Source organism: Neisseria sp. P0001.S005 (assembly GCF_051963715.1).
Genome location: NZ_JBQCTZ010000048.1, coordinates 1 through 21,494, shown reverse-complemented (window position 1 = coordinate 21,494; position 21,494 = coordinate 1). Strand labels below are relative to the sequence as shown.

Here is a 21,494-nt window from a genome sequence, read left to right as displayed (position 1 = left end):
GCCGTACGTTTCGTTAAAGATACCGGCGTTGACGCATTGGCTATTGCCGTCGGCACCAGCCACGGCGCATACAAATTCACCCGTCCGCCCACAGGCGACGTATTGCGTATCGACCGCATCAAAGAAATCCACCAAGCCCTGCCGAATACCCACATCGTGATGCACGGCTCCAGCTCCGTTCCGCAAGAATGGCTGAAAGTCATCAACGAACACGGCGGCAAAATCGGTGAAACCTACGGCGTACCCGTAGAAGAAATCGTCGAAGGCATCAAACACGGTGTCCGCAAAGTCAACATCGATACTGACTTGCGCCTTGCCTCTACCGGTGCCATCCGCCGCTTCATGGCAGAAAACCCAGCCGAATTCGACCCGCGCAAATACTTGAGCAAAACCGTTGAAGCCATGAAACAAATCTGTCTTGACCGCTACCTCGCATTCGGTTGCGAAGGCCAAGCCGACAAAATCAAACCGATTTCTTTGGAAAAAATGGCAACCAAATACGCCAAAGGCGAATTGAACCAAATCGTTAAATAATCCGTAGATCGGATTAACACTAAGGCCGTCTGAAAACTTGGCAATAAGGTTTCAGACGGCCTTAGCTTTTGGGAAATTTATAGTAAAATCTTCCACCGACTACACATCAAAACACATCGAAAGCAAACATGAAACTCGCCGTTATTTTGCCGGCCTATTGCGCCGAAGCTTATTTGCCCGAATGCTTGGATTCGGTATTGAATCAAACATTCCGTGACTTTTTCGTCATCGCCATCAATGATGCTTCAACAGATAAAACCGGCGAAATCCTCGAAGCTTACGCAGCCAAAGATTCACGTTTGCAGGTTTTCCACCTTCCTGAAAACAGGGGCGAGCCGTTTGCCTGCCAATTTGCCATGGATATGCTCAAAGACGTAGAAGTCGAATATGTGGCACGAATGGACGCGGACGATATTTGCGCCTTGGATCGTTTTGAAAAACAGATTCAGTTTTTAGACAGCCATCCCGAAATCGATATTGTCGGCAGCCAAGCCACCATCTTTTTTGATGACCAAACCGGAAGAGAACCCGTTTTAAGCGACCTCCCCCTGCTCGACAAAGACATTAAAGCCTTTCTCTCCTTTGCCGCCCAAAACATGTTCAACCCCACCACCATGTGGCGGCACGACAGCATTAAAAACCTTGGGATAAACTACACCGCGACGGAAACCGCGCCCGATTTCCATATGTGGGTGCAATGCGCCCTACATGGCAAAACCTTTGCCAATCTGCCCGAGCCTTTGTTGTCTTACAGGATACACACAGCTCAAGAAAGCAAAAAAAAAGACAAAATCAGCAGATCCGTCCAATACACCATGGAGTTGTGGATCAGTCATCTCTTCCCTGATTTGAACGCGACAGAAGTAACGCTCTTAAGCCGCATCTTGTACGAAAAGCAACTGCGCTTGACCACTGAAGAGCTGAAAACCATTTTTGCCGCCTATGACAGAATCAGCAAAGACCGCAACATTTCATTGTTTGGCGAAGACCGCAATACCATGTTCGGCATGATAGACAATTTCTTCAATTTCTTAAAAAGCCGGTTGAAATTCACTTAAATCATAAAAGGCCGTCTGAAACCTCGGTTTCAGACGGCCTTTGTCTATTTCAAAATCAATCTAAATCAGAACAAGCCGTGAATCACGCCGTCTGCATCCACATCGATTTTCTCAGCAGCCGGAACTTTCGGCAGACCCGGCATTTTCATCATATTGCCGCACAATGCAACGATGAAACCTGCGCCTGCGGAAACAGTGATACCGCGCACGGTAATGCGGAAGCCTTCGGGGCAGCCCAACAGTTTGGCGTTGTCGCTCAAAGAGTATTGGGTTTTCGCCATACAGATCGGCATTTTGTCCAAGCCCAGTTTTTCCAGTGAAGCGATTTCGGCAGACGCTTCCGCGCTGAAATCAACATCTTCCGCACCGTACACTTTTTGGGCAATCGCACGAATTTTGTCTTTAATGCTCGATTCGACATCGTAGGCGAAGCCGAAGTTATTCGGTTGGTTTTCGATGGCGTTGACAACTTTGTGCGCCAAGTCTGCACCACCCGCGCCGCCTTTACCCCATACTTCAGTCAGGGAAACTTCGACGCCGTGTTCCGCGCAGGCTTTTTCAATCATGGCCAACTCGGCATCGGAGTCGGACACAAAGCGGTTGATGGCAACCACCACAGGCAGGCCGAATACGTTTTTCAGGTTGGAAATGTGTTTCAGCAAATTAGGCAGGCCTTTTGCCAAGGCTTCGAGGTTTTCTTCGCCGAGGTTGGCACGCTCCACGCCGCCATTGTATTTCAAAGCGCGGACAGTGGCGACGACGACAGCCGCATCAGGTTTCAAATCAGCCAGACGGCATTTGATGTCGCAGAATTTTTCCGCGCCCAAATCCGCGCCGAAGCCTGCTTCGGTTACAGCATAATCGGCAAGGTGTTTCGCCAAACGGGTGGCCGTTACAGAGTTACAGCCGTGGGCGATGTTGGCGAACGGGCCGCCGTGTACAAAGGCCGGAGTACCTTCGATGGTTTGCACTAAGTTAGGCTTAATCGCATCTTTGAGCAATGCCGCCATCGCGCCATTCGCTTTCAAATCTTTGGCGTAAACAGGACTACCGTCTTTGGCATAGGCAACAAGGAGGTTGCCCAAACGCTCTTTCAAATCGCTGATGTCTTTGGCAAGGCAGAATACCGCCATCACTTCGGAAGCAACGGTAATGTCAAAACCGTCAGGACGCATCACGCCGTCAACAGGTTTGCCCATACCGTCGATGATGTTGCGCAACTGGCGGTCGTTCATATCGACCACGCGACGCCACAGGACGCGTTTTGGATCGATGTTCAACTCGTTGCCTTGGTAGATATGGTTGTCGAGCATGGCAGCGAGCAAGTTATTCGCCGCGCCGATGGCATGGAAGTCGCCGGTAAAGTGCAGGTTGATGTCTTCCATCGGCAAAACTTGGGCATAGCCGCCGCCTGCCGCGCCGCCTTTAACACCAAACACCGGACCCAAAGAAGGCTCGCGCAGGGCGATAACGGAATCTTTACCGATATGGCGCAATGCATCCGCCAAACCGATGGTTACAGTGGTTTTACCCTCACCCGCAGGAGTCGGATTAATAGCGGTAACCAAAATCAGACGGCCTTGTTTTTGCGGCAGCTTGAATGCCTCGGCAGGATTGATTTTGGCTTTGTAATGACCATAGGGCTCGATGTTGTCAACGTTCAAACCCAGCTTGGCGGCAATTTCACCAATCGGGCGCATGGTGGAAGACTGGGCAATTTCAGCATCGGTTTTGAAGCTCATGATTTTCCTTTATTGAGAGAGGGAACGGCCGTCTGAAACAATATAATAAAGACGGCTGGAAGAAAAAGAATATTAGTTCTATTATAGCGTTTTCCAAAGATAAACCGCAGTGAAAATTTCGATATTTCATCAACAAGCGGATTCATATTGTCAACAATTTAAAACAAAGGAATAAAATATGAGCAGCAACGCATGGCTGTTTTGGGCATTGGCATCGGCAGGCTTTGCCTCATTGACCGCCATTTTCGCCAAAATGGGTTTACAGGGCATAGATTCGGATTTCGCCACCTTTATCCGCACCTTGGTCATCCTCGCCGCTTTGGTATTGTTTTTAACCTACACCGGCAAATGGCAGGGCGTGAACGGCTTTACCGGCCGCAACTGGACATTCCTCATCCTATCCGGCCTCGCTACCGGCGCATCTTGGCTTGCCTACTTCAAAGCCCTGCAACTGGGCAACGCATCGCAAGTCGCACCCGTCGACAAATTCAGCCTGGTCCTAGTTGCCCTGATGGCCGTCGTTTTCTTAGACGAACGCCCAAGTACGCAGGAATGGATAGGCTTAGGCTTGGTAACCGCAGGCGTATTGACTTTGGCTTTGAAACAATAAAGATTGGGACATCAAAAAAGGCCGTCTGAAAAATTTCAGACGGCCTTTGCTTTGCTTCAAACAATCAGCTCACAATTAATTTGAACCGACTTTGATTTTTTGCCACAAGTTGACAGACAGTTTTTTCGCATCTGCGCTCATTTGAGGCATGACGAAACCGTCTTTCATGTCTTGTTCGTTCGGGAAAATAGAACGAGTGTTCACCAGCTCGGCAGGCATTTTTTCGCGTGCAGGTTTGCTGGCCGGTGCGAAGGTTACAGCGATACCGTTTTTCGCAGCCACTTCGGGATCAAGCGTGTAGTTGATGTATTTGTGGGCATTAACGATGTTTTTCGCATCGGCCGGAATCAACCAAGATTCAATCCAGAAGCCCATGCCTTTCGGAGTCAACACTTCAATGCCGACATTGTTTTTCACTTCTTCAGAACGCGCTTTGGCCAAGTTCAAGTCGCCGCCGTTACCTGCCGCCAAGCAGATGTCGCCGCGCGCCAATTCGTCAATGATGGAAGGGCTGAAACGTTTCACGTCAGGACGGATGGTTTTCAAAACTTCTGCCGCCGCTTTCAAATCTTCAGGATTCGAGCCTTTAGGATCTTTACCCAAGTAGTTCAACAAGATTGGGAACATTTCGCTCGGCGTATCCCACAAAGCGATGCCGCAAGATTTCAGCTTGTTGGTGTATTCGGGTTTGAACAGCAAGTCCCAGCCGTTTTCAGGCAGTTGACCGCCCAAAAGTTCCTTGCCTTTCGCGGTAATCGCCAAAGTGTTCACGCCGGAGAAATAAGGAACGGCGTATTGATTACCCGGGTCGGCGGTTTCCAACATCTTCAGCAATTCAGGGTCGATGTTTTTGTAGTTCGGAATCAGATCCTTATTGATTTTTTGGTATGCACCTGCCTCAATTTGACGTGGCAGGAAGGCAATACCGGGCACAACCAAGTCATAGCCGGATTTACCGGTCAGCATTTTGGCTTCCAGCGTTTCGTTGTTTTCATACAAATCGTAAGTCAGCTTCAAATTGTTGGCTTTTTTGAAGTCTTCGACTGTACTTTCGTCAACGTAGTTTGACCAGTTGTAGATATTCAAAGTATCGGTGGCGGCTGCCTCGGCATTGGCAGCAGGCGCGCTGCCTGCTTGAGGTTGCTCGGCTTTTTTCTCGCCACCGCCGCACGCGGCCAAAGACAATGCGGCCAATACGGCTAATACGGCTAATACAGATTTTTTCATACGGGCAGATTCCTGATGAAAGAGTGGTTAATGTCAATAAATAAGAAACCCTGCACCCCATAAACACCCCAGCGCAGAGTTAGGCTATTGTAATGGAAACGTAAGCAAACGCAAAGCAATATCCATCTGATTTTTATTGAAATAAGGCAAAGCAACACCATCTTTTTACCAAAAGCGTTGCACCGGCTGTCGTTTTTGGGCAAAATACGGCTGATTTGCGCGCGTTTATAGAGAAAAAGCTTGCATACAAGGAAATCTGTCTTTAAAATTGCGCGTTTACAGAATTTATTTTTCAGGAGATATTCAATATGGCAAACAGCGCACAAGCCCGCAAACGTGCCCGCCAGTCGGTTAAACAACGCGCCCACAACGCCAGCCTGCGTACTGCATTCCGTACCGCTGTGAAAAAAGTGTTGAAAGCAGTTGAAGCCGGCGACAAAGCTGCTGCTCAAGCAGTTTACCAAGAATCCGTTAAAGTCATCGACCGTATCGCTGACAAAGGCGTATTCCACAAAAACAAAGCAGCCCGTCATAAAAGCCGTCTGTCTGCTAAAGTAAAAGCTTTGGCTTAATACTGACGCAGATACCGAAAATCCTGACAATCAAAACAGGATGAATCGAGCTGATACGATGCCCCTGAGGTCCTGCCTTTCAGGGGCATCGCCATATTCACAGCCCAAACCGACTAAATAAACCTATTTACCCTTTCATCAGGCCATCTGAAAAACAACGGAAACTCTCATGGACAAGATGTTGAAACATTCCCTAAGTATCGGATTCATTGCCGCCGCCCCACTGGCCGCCGCCGATACCGCCCTACACTGCACCACCATTCAAGACAACGCCACCCGTTTGGCGTGTTACGACAACATCTACTCGGCGCAACTTCCCCCTCAATCCCCACTGCCGCAAGCGCAAACCGAAACCGCCAAAACACCGGTTGACCTCGAAAAAAGCGTGCGCAAGAGCATTGAGAAAAAAGAAGCGGCCATCGTATTCGACAACCCTACCCATCCGAATATTTCAGACGACGTATTAAGCGAAACTGCTGACAGCTACACGCCTTTAAGCCTGATGTACGATTTGGATAAAAACGACACACGCGGCCTGTTGAGCGTACGCGAACACAACCCTATGTACCTCATGCCCGTTTGGTACAATAGCAGCCCCAACTACCACCCGGAATCCCCCAGTCGCGGCGTAACCACGCAGGAAAAATTCAGCGAGCAAAAACGCCTCGAAACCAAAATGCAGGTTTCCTTCAAAAGCAAGATTGCCGAAGATTTATTCAAAACCCGTGCCGACATATGGTTTGGCTATACCCAAAAATCCGACTGGCAAATCTTCAACCAAGGCCGCAAATCCGCACCGTTCCGCAACACCGACTACGAGCCTGAAATCTTCATTACCCAACCCGTTAAAGCAGACCTGCCTTTCGGCGGCAAACTGCGTATGGTTGGCGCAGGTTTTGTTCACCAATCCAACGGTCAAAGCCGCCCGGAATCGCGATCATGGAACCGCGTTTATGCCATGGCCGGCATGGAATGGGGCAAACTGACCGTTATCCCTAGAGTTTGGATGCGCGCCTTCGACCAAAAAGGAGATGACGACGACAATCCGGACATCAACAAGTATATGGGTTACGGCGACTTAAAAGTCCAATACCGCCTCAATGACAAACAAAATGTTTATTCCGTCCTGCGTTACAATCCGAAAAGCGGACGCGGCGCCGTTGAAGCGGCCTATACTTTCCCCATCAAAGGCAAACTCAAAGGCGTTATCCGCGGCTTCCACGGCTACGGCGAAAGCCTGATTGATTACAACCACAAACAAAACGGCATCGGCTTCGGCCTGATGTTCAACGACTGGGACGGTATCTGATTCTCCTCATATTGTTTCAGACGGCCTTTGCAATCAAGGCAGCCGTCTGAAACAATGAAACAAAACAAGCCATTCGTTTAAAATACTCGTTTCCTAGCGTCCAAACGCGTATAATGCAAAGTTTGGGCAAAACTTGCCGGAATGAAACAAAGATGACAGAAGCCGCAGCCGAAAGCGGAAAAATCGCCAAGGCTTTAAAGAAATACCTAATTACAGGCGTGCTGGTTTGGTTGCCGATTGCCGTAACCATCTGGGCGATGAGCTATATCATCTCCGCCGCCGACAAACTGATCAACCTATTACCGGAAAGCTGGCAGCCCCAGCATTTCTGGGGGTTCAACATTCCCGGCTTGGGCATCGTCGCCGCCACAGTCGTCTTGTTCGTTACCGGTGTATTCGCCGCCAACGTATTGGGCAGACGGATTCTCGGCGCATGGGACAGCCTTTTGGGTCGGATTCCCGTCGTCAAATCCATCTACTCCAGCGTTAAAAAAGTTTCCGAATCCCTGCTCTCCGACAGCAGCCGCTCGTTCAAAACCCCCGTACTGGTTCCCTTTCCGCAACCGGGCATTTGGACGATAGCCTTTGTTTCCGGCCATATCCCCGACAAACTCAAAGGCAGCCTGCCGCAAGACGACGACTATATTTCCGTTTACGTCCCAACCACGCCCAACCCGACCGGCGGCTATTACATCATGGTTAAAAAAAGCGACGTTCGCGAGCTGGACATGAGTGTGGATCAGGCATTGAAATATGTGATTTCACTGGGCATGGTGATGCCGGACGACTTACCGGTTAAAGCCCTACCCGCCCAAAAGCCGTCTGAAGACGGTGATACCAAACACAACAATTAAGGTCTTCTTTTTTTCAGACGTCCTTTCCTTCTTTTCAAATTGAACAATATAAAAAGGTGATTTTATGCGTACCAACTATTGCGGCCTTATCAGCGAGCAATACTTAGACCAAACCGTTACCGTCAAAGGCTGGGTACACCGCCGACGCGACCACGGCGGTGTGATTTTTATCGACCTGCGCGACCGCGAAGGCATCGTTCAAGTCGTTATCGACCCTGACACTCCGGAAGCATTTGCCGCTGCCGACTCTTCCCGCAACGAATACGTCTTGAGCATTACCGGCCGCGTACGCAACCGTCCTGAAGGTACAACTAACGACAAAATGATTTCCGGCAAAATCGAAATCCTTGCCAAAGAAATCGAAGTCTTGAACGCTGCCGCTACGCCACCGTTCCAAATCGACGATGAAAACATCAGCGAAAACGTTCGCCTGACCAACCGCGTTATCGACTTGCGCCGTCCTACCATGCAGCGCAACCTGCGCCTGCGTTACCAAGTCGCTATGGGCGTTCGCCGCTACTTGGACGCACAAGGCTTCATCGATATCGAAACGCCGATGCTGACCCGCTCCACTCCGGAAGGCGCACGCGACTACCTCGTACCAAGCCGCGTTCATCCGGGCGAATTCTTCGCTCTGCCGCAATCTCCACAATTATTCAAACAATTGCTGATGGTGGCCGGTTTCGACCGTTACTACCAAATCACCAAATGTTTCCGTGACGAAGACTTGCGTGCCGACCGACAACCTGAATTCACTCAAATCGACTTGGAAACCTCGTTTTTGAACGAGGATGAAATCATGGACATCACTGAAGGCATGGCCAAACAAGTCTTCAAAGATGCTTTGAACGTAGATTTGGGCGACTTCCCACGCATGCCTTACTCTGAAGCCATGTTCTACTACGGCTCTGACAAACCGGACATGCGCATCAACTTGAAATTTACCGAGTTGACCGACCTGATGAAAACGGAAGAATTCAAAGTTTTCCGTGGCGCAGCCGACATGAAAGGCGGCCGCGTGGTCGCTCTGCGCGTACCGAACGGCGCGAAATTCAGCCGCAAAGAAATCGATGAATACACTAAATTTGTCGGCATCTACGGCGCGAAAGGTCTGGCATACATCAAAGTAAACGATGTGAGCAACCTCTCCAACGGCGAAGACAGCGGCCTGCAATCTCCAATCGTGAAATTCCTGTCTGAGAATGCCCTAAAAGAAATCATCGAGCGTACCGGCGCACAAAACGGCGATATTATCTTCTTCGGTGCGGACAAAACCAAAGTCGTCAACGAAGCCATCGGCGCATTGCGCATTAAAGTCGGCTTGGAACACGGCAAAGACAACGGCTACTTCGTAGACGAATGGAAGCCTTTGTGGGTTGTCGACTTCCCAATGTTCGAATACGACGAAGAAGCCGACCGCTACGTTGCCGTACACCATCCGTTTACCGCGCCTAAAGAAGGTCATGAAGACCTGATGGTTTCCGACCCTGCAAACTGCCTAGCCCGTGCCTACGACATGGTATTGAACGGCTGGGAAATCGGCGGCGGCTCTATCCGTATCCACCGCGCAGACGTACAAGAAAAGGTGTTTGCCGCGCTGAAAATCAGCCCTGAAGAGCAACAAGAGAAATTTGGCTTCCTTTTGGACAACCTGAAATTCGGTGCACCTCCTCACGGCGGCCTTGCATTCGGTCTCGACCGTCTGGTTACCCTGATGACCGGTGCCGAATCTATCCGCGACGTGATTGCCTTCCCGAAAACACAACGTGCACAATGTCTGCTGACAAATGCACCTAATGTGGTCGACGACAAACAACTTCGCGAGTTGGGCCTGCGTCTGCGTCAGAAAACAGTTGAAACAAAAGAAGCATAATTTACCGGCTTAACCTTTAAAATATCAAGGCCGTCTGAAATTTTTGAAATTTCTTTCAAATTTTTCAGACGGCCTTTCTACATTTTAGTCGTTTATATATAATCAATCCACAAACTGTTTTATTTTAAACGTTCACCTTAATGACGTTAGAGTATTAAAAACAACCGTTTGTAAGAAAAACAAACAAATAGGCTTCGCAAGCAATATCATAGCTGTTATACGATAAAGGAACCTGACAATGTTTCTAATACTAACGGGGCTGATACTGACTTTTTTTGTTACATTGCTTATTATTACTTCAATTATTCATAAAAAACAGTTTGCCTACAACACACACCAAGACTATAACTATCCCTCCCTTCCCTCTACCGCGCATGCTACCCTCAAGGGTGGCAGCCTGACTTTACCCGCTGCTATCAGCGGGCAAGATACCGTTATTGCCAAACTCCGTATCAAATCCACTTGGGTAGGATTGCTGGCATTGCCTTTTGTTGAAACCATTTCATCTAAAGGCAAATGGAAGCAATATTTCGAATACGGTGCAAAAGGCGTGCGCTATATCAATCTGAGCGATACTTTCTCCGACAACGACAAAACCATCCGCCTGGAAGGCAAATACCTAACCTTGCCCGATCAAGAAATCGAACTCTCTGTTTATCCGCGTGAAAACCTCGACGGCAAAAAAATCCTTGTCCTCGCGCCTCATGCTGACGATGCCGAATTAAGCGCATACGGTTTGTATGAAAAACACGCCGCCAATTCAATGATCTGCACCTTAACTGCCAGCGAAGGCGGCAGCTTCCACTATGGCAATCTTTACAGCACATGCGACTGCGACACTCAGGCACAATATCTGCAAAAAGGCAGGATGCGCGTTTGGAACAGCCTGACCGTTCCCCTTTTAGCCGGAGTGCCGTCTGAAAATATCCTGCAACTGGGCTACTTCGACAGCACATTGACCGCCATGCGCCAAAATCCGGAAAAAGAGATTAAATCGACCAAAATCGATACGACCGATATCGATATTTTCCGCCGTGCCAATACCTCCTCATTGGCGAAGCACCTCAAGCCCGGCTCGACTTGGACCAGCTTGGTGGACAACCTTGGCTATCTGATAGAAACGTTCCAGCCGGATATTATCGTGACGCCGTCCCCAAATATCGATGCGCATCCCGACCACCAACATACTGCGCTGGCCGCCATCGAAGCCCTGCGCAAAATCAATTACCGCCGCGGCAATCTGTTTTTGCACACCATACATTATCTGAGCGACGACTTCCCTATCGGCAAAGTAGGTTCTTCCCTCAGCCTGCCGCCGCCCTCCGAGCAACCGTTTTACTTCCAAAGCATCTATTCCCATCCTTTGGATAAAGAAGAACAAAACCGCAAACTCCTCGCCCTTGATGCCATGAACGACATCCGCCCCAATTCAGACGGCTATATGCGTTGGAGCACCATGATATTCAAAGGCCTAAACAAACTGCGACACCACGTCCTCCATCTCGACAAAGACTTGGTCAACCGCTTTGTCCGCAGCAACGAATTCTTCTATACCGTCCCCATCAGCGACTTGTACCAAGAAGAGACGCTGAAACAAATCACCTATCAGGGCAAAGCCCAATAAACCACAAAGGCCGTCTGAAAAGATGTTTCAGACGGCCTTTATCACACCGAATCAAAACAATAAAATCACTGCATTACAAACGAAAAACACCAAGCCCAAATCCAAACGCGACAACCCAAGTTATAATAAAACCCTTCCCACACGTCCCACATCATCATGCCGATTTACTTCATCGCCGATTTGCACCTGAGCGAATCCCATCCTCAACTAACTGCACTCTTCCAGAAATTTATCCAAGAAAAAGCCGTTCACGCCCAAGCCGTATACATTCTTGGCGACCTTTTCGATTTTTGGATCGGCGATGACGAAAACAGCCCTTTGGTTCAAACCATCAAGCAAACCATCCGCAGTCTGACCGAGCGTGGTGTCGCCTGCTATTTTATCCATGGCAACCGCGACTTCCTCATCGGCAAAACCTTCGCCCGCGATACCGGCATGACCTTACTGCCCGAGTACGCCGTTATCGACCTGTTCGGCACTCCTACCCTGCTCTGTCACGGCGACACCCTCTGCACCGACGACCATTCTTATCAAAAATTCCGCCGTACCGTCCATCAAAAATGGCTGCAACGCCTGTTCCTGCTCCTGCCGCTCACACTCCGGCTGAACATCGCCACCAAAATCCGTAAGCAAAGCAAACAGGACAAGCAACACAAAACCGCCGACATCATGGACGTCAATCCGGCCTTTACCCACGATACCGTCCAACGCTTCCGCACGCCCCTGCTCATCCACGGCCATACCCACCGCGAAAACATACACCGCAATGCCGATTACACCCGCATCGTACTCGGCGACTGGCGCGACAATTACGCCTCCATTCTCGAAGTCAATGCCGAAGGCTACCGTTTTATCGCCTTATAAAACATCAGGCCGTCTGAAAACCGGTTTCCCGATTATTCAGACGGCCTGACTGACAAACATCCTCAAACAGTTTACGCAAACCAACCGCGTATCCGCTCCAAACCACCAAAGCGCACGCACGCATCCGCATTCGCCTCAGTTTTTGGTTTCGCCCGATAAGCAATACCGAATCCCGCCTCCCGTATCATCGGAATATCATTCGCACCATCGCCCATCGCCACCACCTGCCACGGAGCCAAACCCAGACGCTCACGGTATTCACGCAACAAATCCGTCTTAGCCTGCGCATCGATAATCCGCCCTTTCAGACGGCCTGTCAGCTTGCCGTTTTCCACTTCCAACACATTCGCAAAATGAAAATCCAAGCCCAAACGCCGTTGCAGGCGTTCCGTAAAGAACGTAAATCCGCCCGACACCAGCATAAACTTCACATCATTCCGTTTACACTCTTCCAACAAAAATTCCGCGCCCGGCGACAGCTGCAACACATTCTCGTACACCTCTTCCAACACGCGCTCGTCCAAACTGGCCAGCAAAGCCACACGCTTGCGCAAAGACTGCTCAAAGTCCAGCTCGCCGCGCATCGACTGCTCCGTAATCGCTGCCACCTCATCCTTCAGTCCAACACCGGCCGCAATCTCATCCACACACTCAATCGTAATCAGCGTCGAATCCATATCGCTAATAATCAGTCCCAAATCAGCAAAAGCCACATCCGGCAACACCGCACCATCTATCTGCTGCGCAATCAACGCAGCCCGCATCTCGTCCGTCAATTCAAAATCATCATCAACCGGCAGACGCAATACCGACTTTCCTAATGGTGCAGACACCAAACCGCCAAATGCCGACCAGTCGCACGCGCCCAAATCCCCATGTTGCAACACCAAAACTTTCTTCATCTCATTCTCCTCATACCCCAAAACCTTTGCAAACATATCGGGTACACATTCAGCCTAAAACCCCGAAACCGTATTTTTGCGAATGCCTTAAAAAACCAAAACAGCATTATAGCCGAACAACCCCGAAAATTTTCAGACGGCCTGTCGCTTGATTCCCTTAGCTAGTTTAATTTCAAAAACACCTTCAAAAACCATAAAAACAACATAAATCCGCTAAAAACCCTCAAAACCTTGTTCTTAAATTACAAAATAACAAAATTATTGTAAAATATAATTATTATTATTTTAATTTAATTCCAATTATAGAAAGACGTTCATGAACGCACCAACCCTTAAAACATTAGCACTCATTGTTGCCACTCTGCCTTACACAGCCTTAGCAGAAAACACTGCAACGCCTCGGCCCGAACAAACTGCCGAGCTGCAAACCGTCAACGTAACCGGCAAAAACCGTTCCACCCGCACCGAAAACCGCGATTCCTACACAACTTCAGCCATGCGTACCACCACCGGGCTTGCCTTGTCTCTGAAAGAAACGCCGCAGTCGGTAAGCGTGATTACCAAAACGCAGCTGGATAACCAAGGCATGACCAATATGGAACAAGCCTTAAAAACCACAACCGGCATCAACGTAATTCCCGATTCCGGCCGTTGGCGTTATCAGTCGCGCGGCTTTTACATCGATCAAATTGAAGAAGACGGCTTATCCACTACCGTGGCAGGTTCGTCCGGCAACCCGTACAACGATCCCCAAAGCATGAGCAATCTGGCCATCTACGACCATATCGAAGTTGTCCGCGGTCCGACCGGTCTGACCCAATCCAACAGCGAACCCGGCGGCACAATCAATGCCGTACGCAAACGTCCGACCGCCAATACGCAGGCAACCTTAAGTTTTATGGCCGACCGTTTCGGCGCAGCAGGCCTGATCGGCGACGTATCGGGCAGCTTAAACAGCAGTCACAGCGTCCGCGGCCGTTTGGTTTCCAGCCTGACGCGCAATAAAACTTTCCAAGACAAAAACCCAACCAAAGGCCAAATGCTGTACGGGATTTTAGAGGCCGATATCGGCGAGAACAGCAAAGCCACACTTGGCGGCCTGTACCAACGCACCGAAGAAACACCCGATTTTTACGGCGTACCGATGGGCAATGGCTTTGACCTTAACCTTCCGAGAGATACCTATCTGGGCGCGGAATGGAATCAAATCCGCTTTTACAAACGCAATGTCTTTGCCGAATTCGACCATCAAATCAACGACAATTGGAAATGGAGCAGCAAGCTCAACTACAACCGTTCTTCATCCGCCCAAAACTTCGCCACCGCAGCCAATACAGGCGGCAGGTTCGCCGGTATCGGACAGAACGGTATTTTTACCGGTGCAACCGACAACATCCAAAAATACGACAATACCGGCAAACAATTTGCCTTCCAAACCGGCGTATCCGGCAAATTCCAAGCCTTAGGCAACGAACAGCAGGCATTTGCCAACTACACTTATTCACGGGAAAACAACAGCTCCTACAACCTATGGAAAGCCCGTACCTCTAACGAATACAATATTTTCGATTACGACTGGAAGAGCGTGGCGCGCACCGATTGGACAAGCGGCAACGCCAACTATACCGATACCGAACGTACCATCACCAACCATGCCGTATCGACAGGCGTTCTCTTTACCCCTTGGCACAAACTCCACATTTTAGGCGCATTGCGTTACACACACTGGGCATACGACTTCGACAACCGCAAAACAGGCAAACTGTCCGAATACCGAAAATCCAGCCTTGTCCCTTACTTGGGCATTACATTCGATGTCGACAAAAACCACAGCCTCTATGCCAACTACACCCAAATCAAAAAACCGCAGACCAACCGCGATATGGACAACAACCTCCTGAACCCGATTACCGGTACCAATACCGAAATCGGCTTTAAATCCGACTGGTTTGGCAACGGCAGGCTCAACAGCTCGTTTGCCCTCTACCAAATCATTCAAAAAAACCGTCCGTATGATTTAGATAAACGCAACGCTATGGGCGAATGGGCATATCAGGCCATCGGCAAAGTTCAAAGCCGCGGCTTTGAAGCCGAACTCTCCGGCGACCTCACCGAAGATTGGAAAATATCGGCAAACTACGCTTTCCATATGAGCAAATATAAAGAAAGCGAAGGGGCGCGTTACCCCATCGGCACAAACTTCAGCAAACATACGCCCAAACATATGTTCCGCCTGTACACCAGCTACCGCCTCCCCTTTGCCGACCGTAAATGGACCATCGGCGGCGGCATGACCGTACAAAGTAAAACCAACAGTTTGTGGAATGTAGGCCAAGGCGGCTACCTGCTTTGGAATGCCGATGTTCATTACACACCGACCAAAAATCTCAACCTCAGTTTGATTGGCAGCAATTTGGGCAACCGCCGCTACTATGAAAACCACCGTATTCGCACAATGGGCATTAACAATATTTACGGCCAACCGCGCAACGTCATGTTCAAAGTCGATTACAAGTTCTAATCCCACTTGATTCAAAGGCCGTCTGAAACCGATTCTTTCCGTTTTCAGACGGCCTTTTCCAATCAAACTCTTTTAACCTTGATATAAAGCAAACAGTCTAAAAAATTTTCTCAACCGAAAAAAATTCCTGTTGATTTTTTTCACCGTTTCGATATAGTTATTTATGGCTAGTTTGATACTACCCTTTGTGTCTAGCTTTCATTGCATTACCACCTCCATTCGTTGCCAACGGCTCCCTTTCCGGCGGCAACCTTTTTTTGACCCGATGGTTTGGCAAAATCGAAATTGAATCAAATAAAATGATTCGGAGATTTAAATTTAATTTTTAAAACAAAACGGATTATAAAAAATAACTGCTCAATTTAAACAGATATTGCCGCCAATATTTAAAAACAAACAGATCTTTCTTTATCAAGGACCTCATCAAATGCATCATTCTGAAAAACTATTCAAACTGAGCACACTTGCCCTCTGCCTTGCCGCACTACCCCAAGCCGTACAAGCTGCCGAAGAAGTACAACAGGCTGAAGTGGAACAAGTTACCGTAGTGGGTAAAAACAAAAGCCTGCGCACTGAAAGTCAAAACAGCTACACAGTATCCGCCCTGCGCTCAACCACAGGGCTGGTGCTCTCTCCGCGGGAAATCCCCCAATCTGTCAGCGTCATTACTAAAAAACAAATTGAAGACCAAGGCATTACCGACTTAGAAGGTGCCTTGCAAAACGCTACAGGCATCAATGTTTTCAAAAGCGGCGGACGCACGCATTTCATGTCGCGCGGCTATTTTATCGAACAGTTTGAAGAAGACGGCATTGCCACGCAACTCGGCTCTCCCGGCGGATTCGGCTTAGGCGGCCCGGCCGGCGACCCGACCAGTGCAACCGATATGGCAATGTACGACCACATTGAAGTGGTGCGCGGTGCGGCAGGTTTGACACAGGCAAACAACGAACCCGGCGGCACGGTAAACGCCGTCCGTAAAAAGCCGACTGCAAAACGCCAGCTTTCCGCCGATTTGATGGCAAACTCATGGGGCAAAGTAAACAGTGTCTTTGATGCATCCGGTACCTTAAGCCAAGAGCACGGCCTGCGCGGACGCTTTGTCGGCTCGGTTGGCAGTAACAAAACTTTCAAAGACCAATCTGGCGGCCGCGACCTCCTTCTGTATGGCGTGATGGACAAAGACATCGGCGACAACAGCAAACTTACTTGGGGCGCAAGCTATCTCAACCAAACCGAAACACCCGACCCCGACGGCCTGCCGATGCGTGCAGACGGCAAAGAGTGGAAACGCAGCCGCTATCTGGGTGCGGATTGGAACGAAGCCCGCCTGAAAAAATACAATCTTTTTGCCGAATTAGAACATTATTTCAACGACAACTGGAAACTGAGCAGCAAACTGGACTGGCGCAAGAACACCAGTTCAAAAGAATATTACACGCTGGGCGGCACAGGTAACGGCATCAGCACAGACGGCCTGGGAACCACATACAGCTTCGACCGTTACGATGCAGGCAACCGCCAGTTCACTTTCCAAAACAACCTGACCGGCCGCATCTTCGCTTTCGGCCAAAATCACGACCTCTTCTTCATGCATAGCTATTCCAAAGAGAACGTGAATTCAAGCAACCGCTGGCCCAACGACAGCAGCAACTATGACGCAGATGCCTTTAACGGCAGCGAGAAAGCTAAACCCGATTGGGATTCTGCCACAGCCAAAGCCCGTGGCGGCGACGGCCGTTATACTACCCATGCCTTCGGTTTGGGCGCGCGCATCAATCCCACCGACAAACTGCACATCATCGCAGGCGGACGCTATACCAGCTGGAAACGCGACTACTATTGGGATCGCGACCTCAAAGACGGGGCAGCAGGTTCCTCAGACTCGCTCAAACGCAACCGCTTCGTTCCTTATGCCGGCATCACTTACGATATCACGCCTAAACAAAGTATTTACGCCGCCTATACGTCCATCTTCAAACAAACAATGAACCGCGACTACAATGACAACCTGCTGCCGCCGATTATGGGACGCAACTACGAACTCGGCTGGAAAGGCGAATGGAACGAAGGCCGTTTGAACACCTCGGTCGCCCTCTACCGCACCGACAAAGACAACAACAACCAACGCGTCAATGCCAAACCGCACGCCTACTGGGAACCGCTCAACCAAAGCAGCCGCGGCTTGGACGCCGAAATCTCCGGCAGCCTGAGCGACCGTTGGCAAGTTTACGCAGGCTACACCTTCAACCTCAGCACCAACCGCAGCAGCGTTACCGGCAATGTTGAATCACGCCGAAAAGGCTACAACTTCAGCAGCCATACACCGAAGCATATGTTCCGCCTCTACACCAGCTATGTCCTGCCGGTGAATGACGGCAAATGGACAGTCGGTCTTGGCTTGAAGAGCAGTAGCAAAACCGCCAATTCCTACGGCTCCATCAAGCAAGGCGGCTACACCATTTGGAACACTAACGTCCAATACCGCCCGAGCAAAAACCTGCAACTGGGGCTGGCAGTCAACAACCTGACCGACAAACGCTACTACGAAAACCAATACAGCCGCGGCTTAAACAGCGGCAGCTTCTACGGCGAACCGCGCAACGCCGTGTTCAGCCTGAAGTGGAAAATGTAAATAGCGGCAAACCGAAAGTAGATTTTCCTCTACTCTTCAAAAGCATATAAAAACCAATCATTGCTTATAAACAAGGCCGTCTGAAAGCAAAATTCTGTTTTCAGACGGCCTATCACGCACATTCACAAGCATTCATCATGAATACGCTCAAAAAATTCTTTTACCTTGCCCGCCCTTTTTGGTCGGGGGCACACGGTCGCCTCCAATGGCTGATGCTCGCCGTTTTAATAGGGTTTACCCTATTCTCCATCACCATCAGCGTTTGGATTGCCGCATGGGACAAACGCTTCTACGACGCGCTGGCCGCGTTTGACGGCGCATCCATGCCTTCACTCATTGTCGAATACCTCGGCTATATGGCGATGGTTATCGGCTGTATCGTTTGTGCCGACTGGCTGCAAAAACGCCTCATCTTCCGTTGGCGCACCCATCTGACCGATCAATTTCAAAAAAACTGGCTCGAAGGCTACAAACACTACCGCCTGCGCCTGACAGACGAACCGGACAACCCCGACCAACGTATCGCTGAAGACATCTACCTGCTTGCCGACAAAAGCATCAGCCTCTTTCGCTCCTTCATCAACAACGTTGCCAAATTCAGCGCATTCGTCGCCGTACTGTGGACGCTCTCCGGCGTACAGACTTTCAACATCGGCGGATACAGCATTACCGTTTACGGCTATCTTGTTTGGGTTGCACTGATTTATTCCATCTTCAGCACCATCATCGCCCATCTTGTCGGCCGCAAACTTAAAAACCTCAACATTGACCGCCAGCACCGCGAAGCCGACTACCGCGCAGCCCTTTTACGCGTACGCGACCATGCCGAACAAATCGCCTTCTACAACGGCGGCGAAGCCGAAACAGGCCGTCTGAAACAGCGTTATCTACGCATCCGCGACAACTGGCGACGGCTGACCAACTGCGAATTCCGCCAAGAAACCTTTTGGGCGACCTATGTGCGCATCAGCATCTTCATCCCCATTCTTGCCACCCTGCCCATGTACCTCGCCAAAACCATGACCTTCGGCGACATGATGCAGACGCGCACATCATTTGCCCGCGTTCAAGACAGTTTTGGCTGGTTTACCGATGCATACCGCCGCCTGATTGAATGGGCGGCAGTCATCGAACGGCTTGCCGGTTTTCAGACGGCCTTGGAACAAGCAGAACACATTGCTCTAGAAGCGCAAACGGATACCCTGCACCCAAGCGGTAAAGTTACGTTACAGGGTCTTACCGTCCACACCCAAACCGGCAGCCCCCTGCTTACTGATATTCACCTCCAAGCCCGTTCTCCGGAATGGGTATTGCTTGAAGGACGAAGCGGCATCGGCAAATCTACGCTGCTTCGCGTGCTTGCCGGTTTATGGCCGTATTATCACTGCAGTTTTTCCCTTGAAGGCAGCCGCCTGTTTTTCCCGCAACGCCCTTACCTGCCTGCGGACACATTGCGTCAAACTGTCAGCTATCCCTATGCGGCCTGCCAAGACGACCATTTGATTCAAACCGTTTTGGAACAAGTCGGCTTAAGCAGCCCTACGGGTAGGCTGCACACGTTGATGAACGATTTGGACACTTCACACGAATGGCACGGCATCCTTTCCGGCGGCGAACAGCAACGCCTCAGCCTTGCACGCGCACTGCTGCACAAACCGCAAATCCTGTTCCTAGATGAAGCCACCAACCAGCTTGATGACGAATCCGCCCTGATGTTGATGCAGACCCTCAAGCAACATTTGCCCGATACTTTGGTCATCGGCATCAGCCACCAACCCAAGATTCAAGCCCTGTTTGATAGTTCCCTGAATTTGAATGAAAAAATTATTTAAATGTTAAAATGTGCAAAGTACTTGCTTTCAACTCTAACAAGGAATATAGTACCAAGTAACTAGTTCTTATTGATGAGAGCTATTCCTTGGATACTTGCCTCCGGTCCTCCAACCCGGGGGCATTTTTTTACATTTTTATTTTGTGTTCGTATGGATAGGATAAAGACGAAACACCCACCACAAATCAACAGACAAATCGAACCGCAAACTGCGTTTTCCAAACGCTCAGGCCGTCTGAAATCCTCTCTCCAATATCGTTAATCCCATATTTCAGACGGCCTGTTTAACCCTCTATTGCAAAGCTTGGCACAAGCACCGCTGACCGACGGCAATTAATTACTATATAATCAAATGCATTGTTACCTCTACAAAGGAGCCACACCATGACCACAAAAATTAAAATTGGTATCGTTGGTGCAACCGGTTACACAGGCGTTGAATTGTTGCGCCTGCTCAGCAGCCACCCCAACGCAGAAGTCACTACCGTCACCAGCCGAAGCGAAGCCGGTATTGCGGTTGCCGACTACTTTCCCAGCCTGCGCGGCATTTACGACCTTGCATTCCAAACGCCTGAAGATGCCGGGCTTGACCGTTGCGACCTCGTGTTCTTTGCCACGCCCAACGGCGTAGCCATGAAAGAAGCACCGTCCCTTGTCGAAAAAGGCGTACGCGTGATTGACCTGTCTGCCGACTTCCGCATCCGCGACATCCCCACATGGGAAAAATGGTACAAAATGACCCATGCCGCGCCGCAACTTGTTTCCCAAGCAGTGTACGGCTTGTGCGAACTTTACAAAGACGACATCTCCAAAGCCATGTTGGTGGCCAATCCGGGCTGCTACCCTACCTGCGTTTCCCTGCCCTTATTGCCACTGCTTCAGGCTGGCCGTCTGAAAGCCAACGCGCCTCTGATTGCCGACTGTAAATCCGGTGTTTCCGGTGCAGGCCGCAAAGCCAGTACCCATGCCCTATTGTGCGAAGCAGGCGACAACTTCAAAGCCTACGGCGTCGGCGGCCACCGCCATCTGCCTGAAATCCGACAAACCCTGTCCGGACTTCAAGACCATGTTTCAGACGGCCTGATTTTCGTGCCACACCTTGTTCCGATGATACGCGGCATGCACGCCACCCTGTATCTGCACCTGCAAGAACACACCGACCCTGAAGCCTTGCTGCGCGAATACTACCGCGACAGTCCTTTTGTCGATATCCTGCCTTCAGGCTCGACACCCGAAACTCGCAGCGTGCGCGGCGCCAATATTTGCCGTATCAGCGTTCAAAAAGCGCCCGATCAAGACGATGTGTGGATTGTTCTTTCCGTCATCGACAACTTGGTT

The 21,494-nt window shown here is 50.0% G+C and carries 16 protein-coding genes; 13 read left to right on the top strand and 3 right to left on the bottom strand.

Annotated elements, in window-relative coordinates:
- Both ACTHSP_RS08355 and ACTHSP_RS08350 read left to right on the top strand, forming a co-directional pair.
- On the top strand, positions 1-534 hold a 534-nt coding region (locus tag ACTHSP_RS08355), incomplete at its 5' end, for a class II fructose-bisphosphate aldolase (protein ID WP_440345949.1).
- 128 nt (positions 535-662) lie between these two features.
- Entirely contained in the window at positions 663-1,592 is a 930-nt protein-coding gene (locus ACTHSP_RS08350; protein WP_440345948.1) for a glycosyltransferase family 2 protein, read from the top strand.
- Between the two features lie 65 nt (positions 1,593-1,657).
- On the opposite strand, the gene ACTHSP_RS08345 is transcribed toward ACTHSP_RS08350, so the two are convergent.
- Complete coding sequence (locus ACTHSP_RS08345) at positions 1,658-3,334, bottom strand: formate--tetrahydrofolate ligase (protein ID WP_440345947.1); 1,677 nt, start codon at positions 3,332-3,334, stop codon at positions 1,658-1,660.
- 178 nt (positions 3,335-3,512) lie between these two features.
- On the opposite strand from ACTHSP_RS08345, the gene ACTHSP_RS08340 reads away from it, so the two are divergent.
- On the top strand, positions 3,513-3,944 hold the full coding sequence (locus ACTHSP_RS08340; protein WP_440345946.1) for an EamA family transporter: 432 nt from the start codon (positions 3,513-3,515) through the stop codon (positions 3,942-3,944).
- Between the two features lie 75 nt (positions 3,945-4,019).
- Here ACTHSP_RS08340 and ACTHSP_RS08335 read toward each other — a convergent pair whose 3' ends face one another.
- The gene (locus ACTHSP_RS08335) at positions 4,020-5,171 is read right to left on the bottom strand and encodes an extracellular solute-binding protein (RefSeq protein WP_440345945.1); all 1,152 of its coding nucleotides are present in this window, start codon (positions 5,169-5,171) and stop codon (positions 4,020-4,022) included.
- Between the two features lie 308 nt (positions 5,172-5,479).
- Here ACTHSP_RS08335 and rpsT point away from each other — a divergent pair, with 308 nt between their 5' ends.
- The 6 genes from rpsT to lpxH all read left to right on the top strand — a co-directional run bounded on the left by rpsT (position 5,480) and on the right by lpxH (position 12,267).
- On the top strand, positions 5,480-5,743 hold the full coding sequence (rpsT, locus tag ACTHSP_RS08330) for a 30S ribosomal protein S20 (RefSeq protein WP_002212556.1): 264 nt from the start codon (positions 5,480-5,482) through the stop codon (positions 5,741-5,743).
- Positions 5,744-5,912: 169 nt separating this feature from the next.
- Positions 5,913-7,052 (top strand): phospholipase A, encoded by a 1,140-nt coding sequence (locus tag ACTHSP_RS08325; RefSeq protein WP_314511363.1) that lies wholly within the window; start codon positions 5,913-5,915, stop codon positions 7,050-7,052.
- Between the two features lie 152 nt (positions 7,053-7,204).
- On the top strand, positions 7,205-7,906 hold the full coding sequence (locus ACTHSP_RS08320) for a DUF502 domain-containing protein (protein WP_314511360.1): 702 nt from the start codon (positions 7,205-7,207) through the stop codon (positions 7,904-7,906).
- A 64-nt stretch (positions 7,907-7,970) separates the two neighbouring features.
- A complete protein-coding gene (aspS, locus tag ACTHSP_RS08315; RefSeq protein WP_440345944.1) occupies positions 7,971-9,779 on the top strand; it encodes an aspartate--tRNA ligase in 1,809 nt (602 codons plus the stop codon).
- Positions 9,780-10,017: 238 nt separating this feature from the next.
- Positions 10,018-11,403 carry a PIG-L deacetylase family protein gene (locus ACTHSP_RS08310; RefSeq protein WP_440345943.1) on the top strand — a complete coding sequence of 462 codons (1,386 nt, stop codon included), beginning with the start codon at positions 10,018-10,020 and terminating at the stop codon, positions 11,401-11,403.
- Positions 11,404-11,556: 153 nt separating this feature from the next.
- A complete protein-coding gene (gene lpxH, locus ACTHSP_RS08305; RefSeq protein ID WP_440345950.1) occupies positions 11,557-12,267 on the top strand; it encodes a UDP-2,3-diacylglucosamine diphosphatase in 711 nt (236 codons plus the stop codon).
- 71 nt (positions 12,268-12,338) lie between these two features.
- On the opposite strand, the gene serB is transcribed toward lpxH, so the two are convergent.
- Positions 12,339-13,169 (bottom strand): phosphoserine phosphatase SerB, encoded by an 831-nt coding sequence (serB, locus tag ACTHSP_RS08300; RefSeq protein WP_314511351.1) that lies wholly within the window; start codon positions 13,167-13,169, stop codon positions 12,339-12,341.
- Positions 13,170-13,485: 316 nt separating this feature from the next.
- On the opposite strand from serB, the gene ACTHSP_RS08295 reads away from it, so the two are divergent.
- The 4 genes from ACTHSP_RS08295 to argC all read left to right on the top strand — a co-directional run.
- On the top strand, positions 13,486-15,690 hold the full coding sequence (locus tag ACTHSP_RS08295) for a TonB-dependent siderophore receptor (RefSeq protein ID WP_314511349.1): 2,205 nt from the start codon (positions 13,486-13,488) through the stop codon (positions 15,688-15,690).
- A gap of 427 nt (positions 15,691-16,117) precedes the next feature.
- On the top strand, positions 16,118-18,325 hold the full coding sequence (locus ACTHSP_RS08290; RefSeq protein ID WP_440345942.1) for a TonB-dependent siderophore receptor: 2,208 nt from the start codon (positions 16,118-16,120) through the stop codon (positions 18,323-18,325).
- Between the two features lie 137 nt (positions 18,326-18,462).
- Positions 18,463-20,157: an ABC transporter ATP-binding protein/permease gene (locus tag ACTHSP_RS08285; RefSeq protein ID WP_314511345.1), complete on the top strand. Its 1,695-nt coding sequence runs from the start codon at positions 18,463-18,465 to the stop codon at positions 20,155-20,157.
- A 383-nt stretch (positions 20,158-20,540) separates the two neighbouring features.
- Positions 20,541-21,494, top strand: a 954-nt coding sequence (gene argC, locus ACTHSP_RS08280; RefSeq protein WP_440345941.1) for an N-acetyl-gamma-glutamyl-phosphate reductase, incomplete at its 3' end; no start/stop codon positions are given.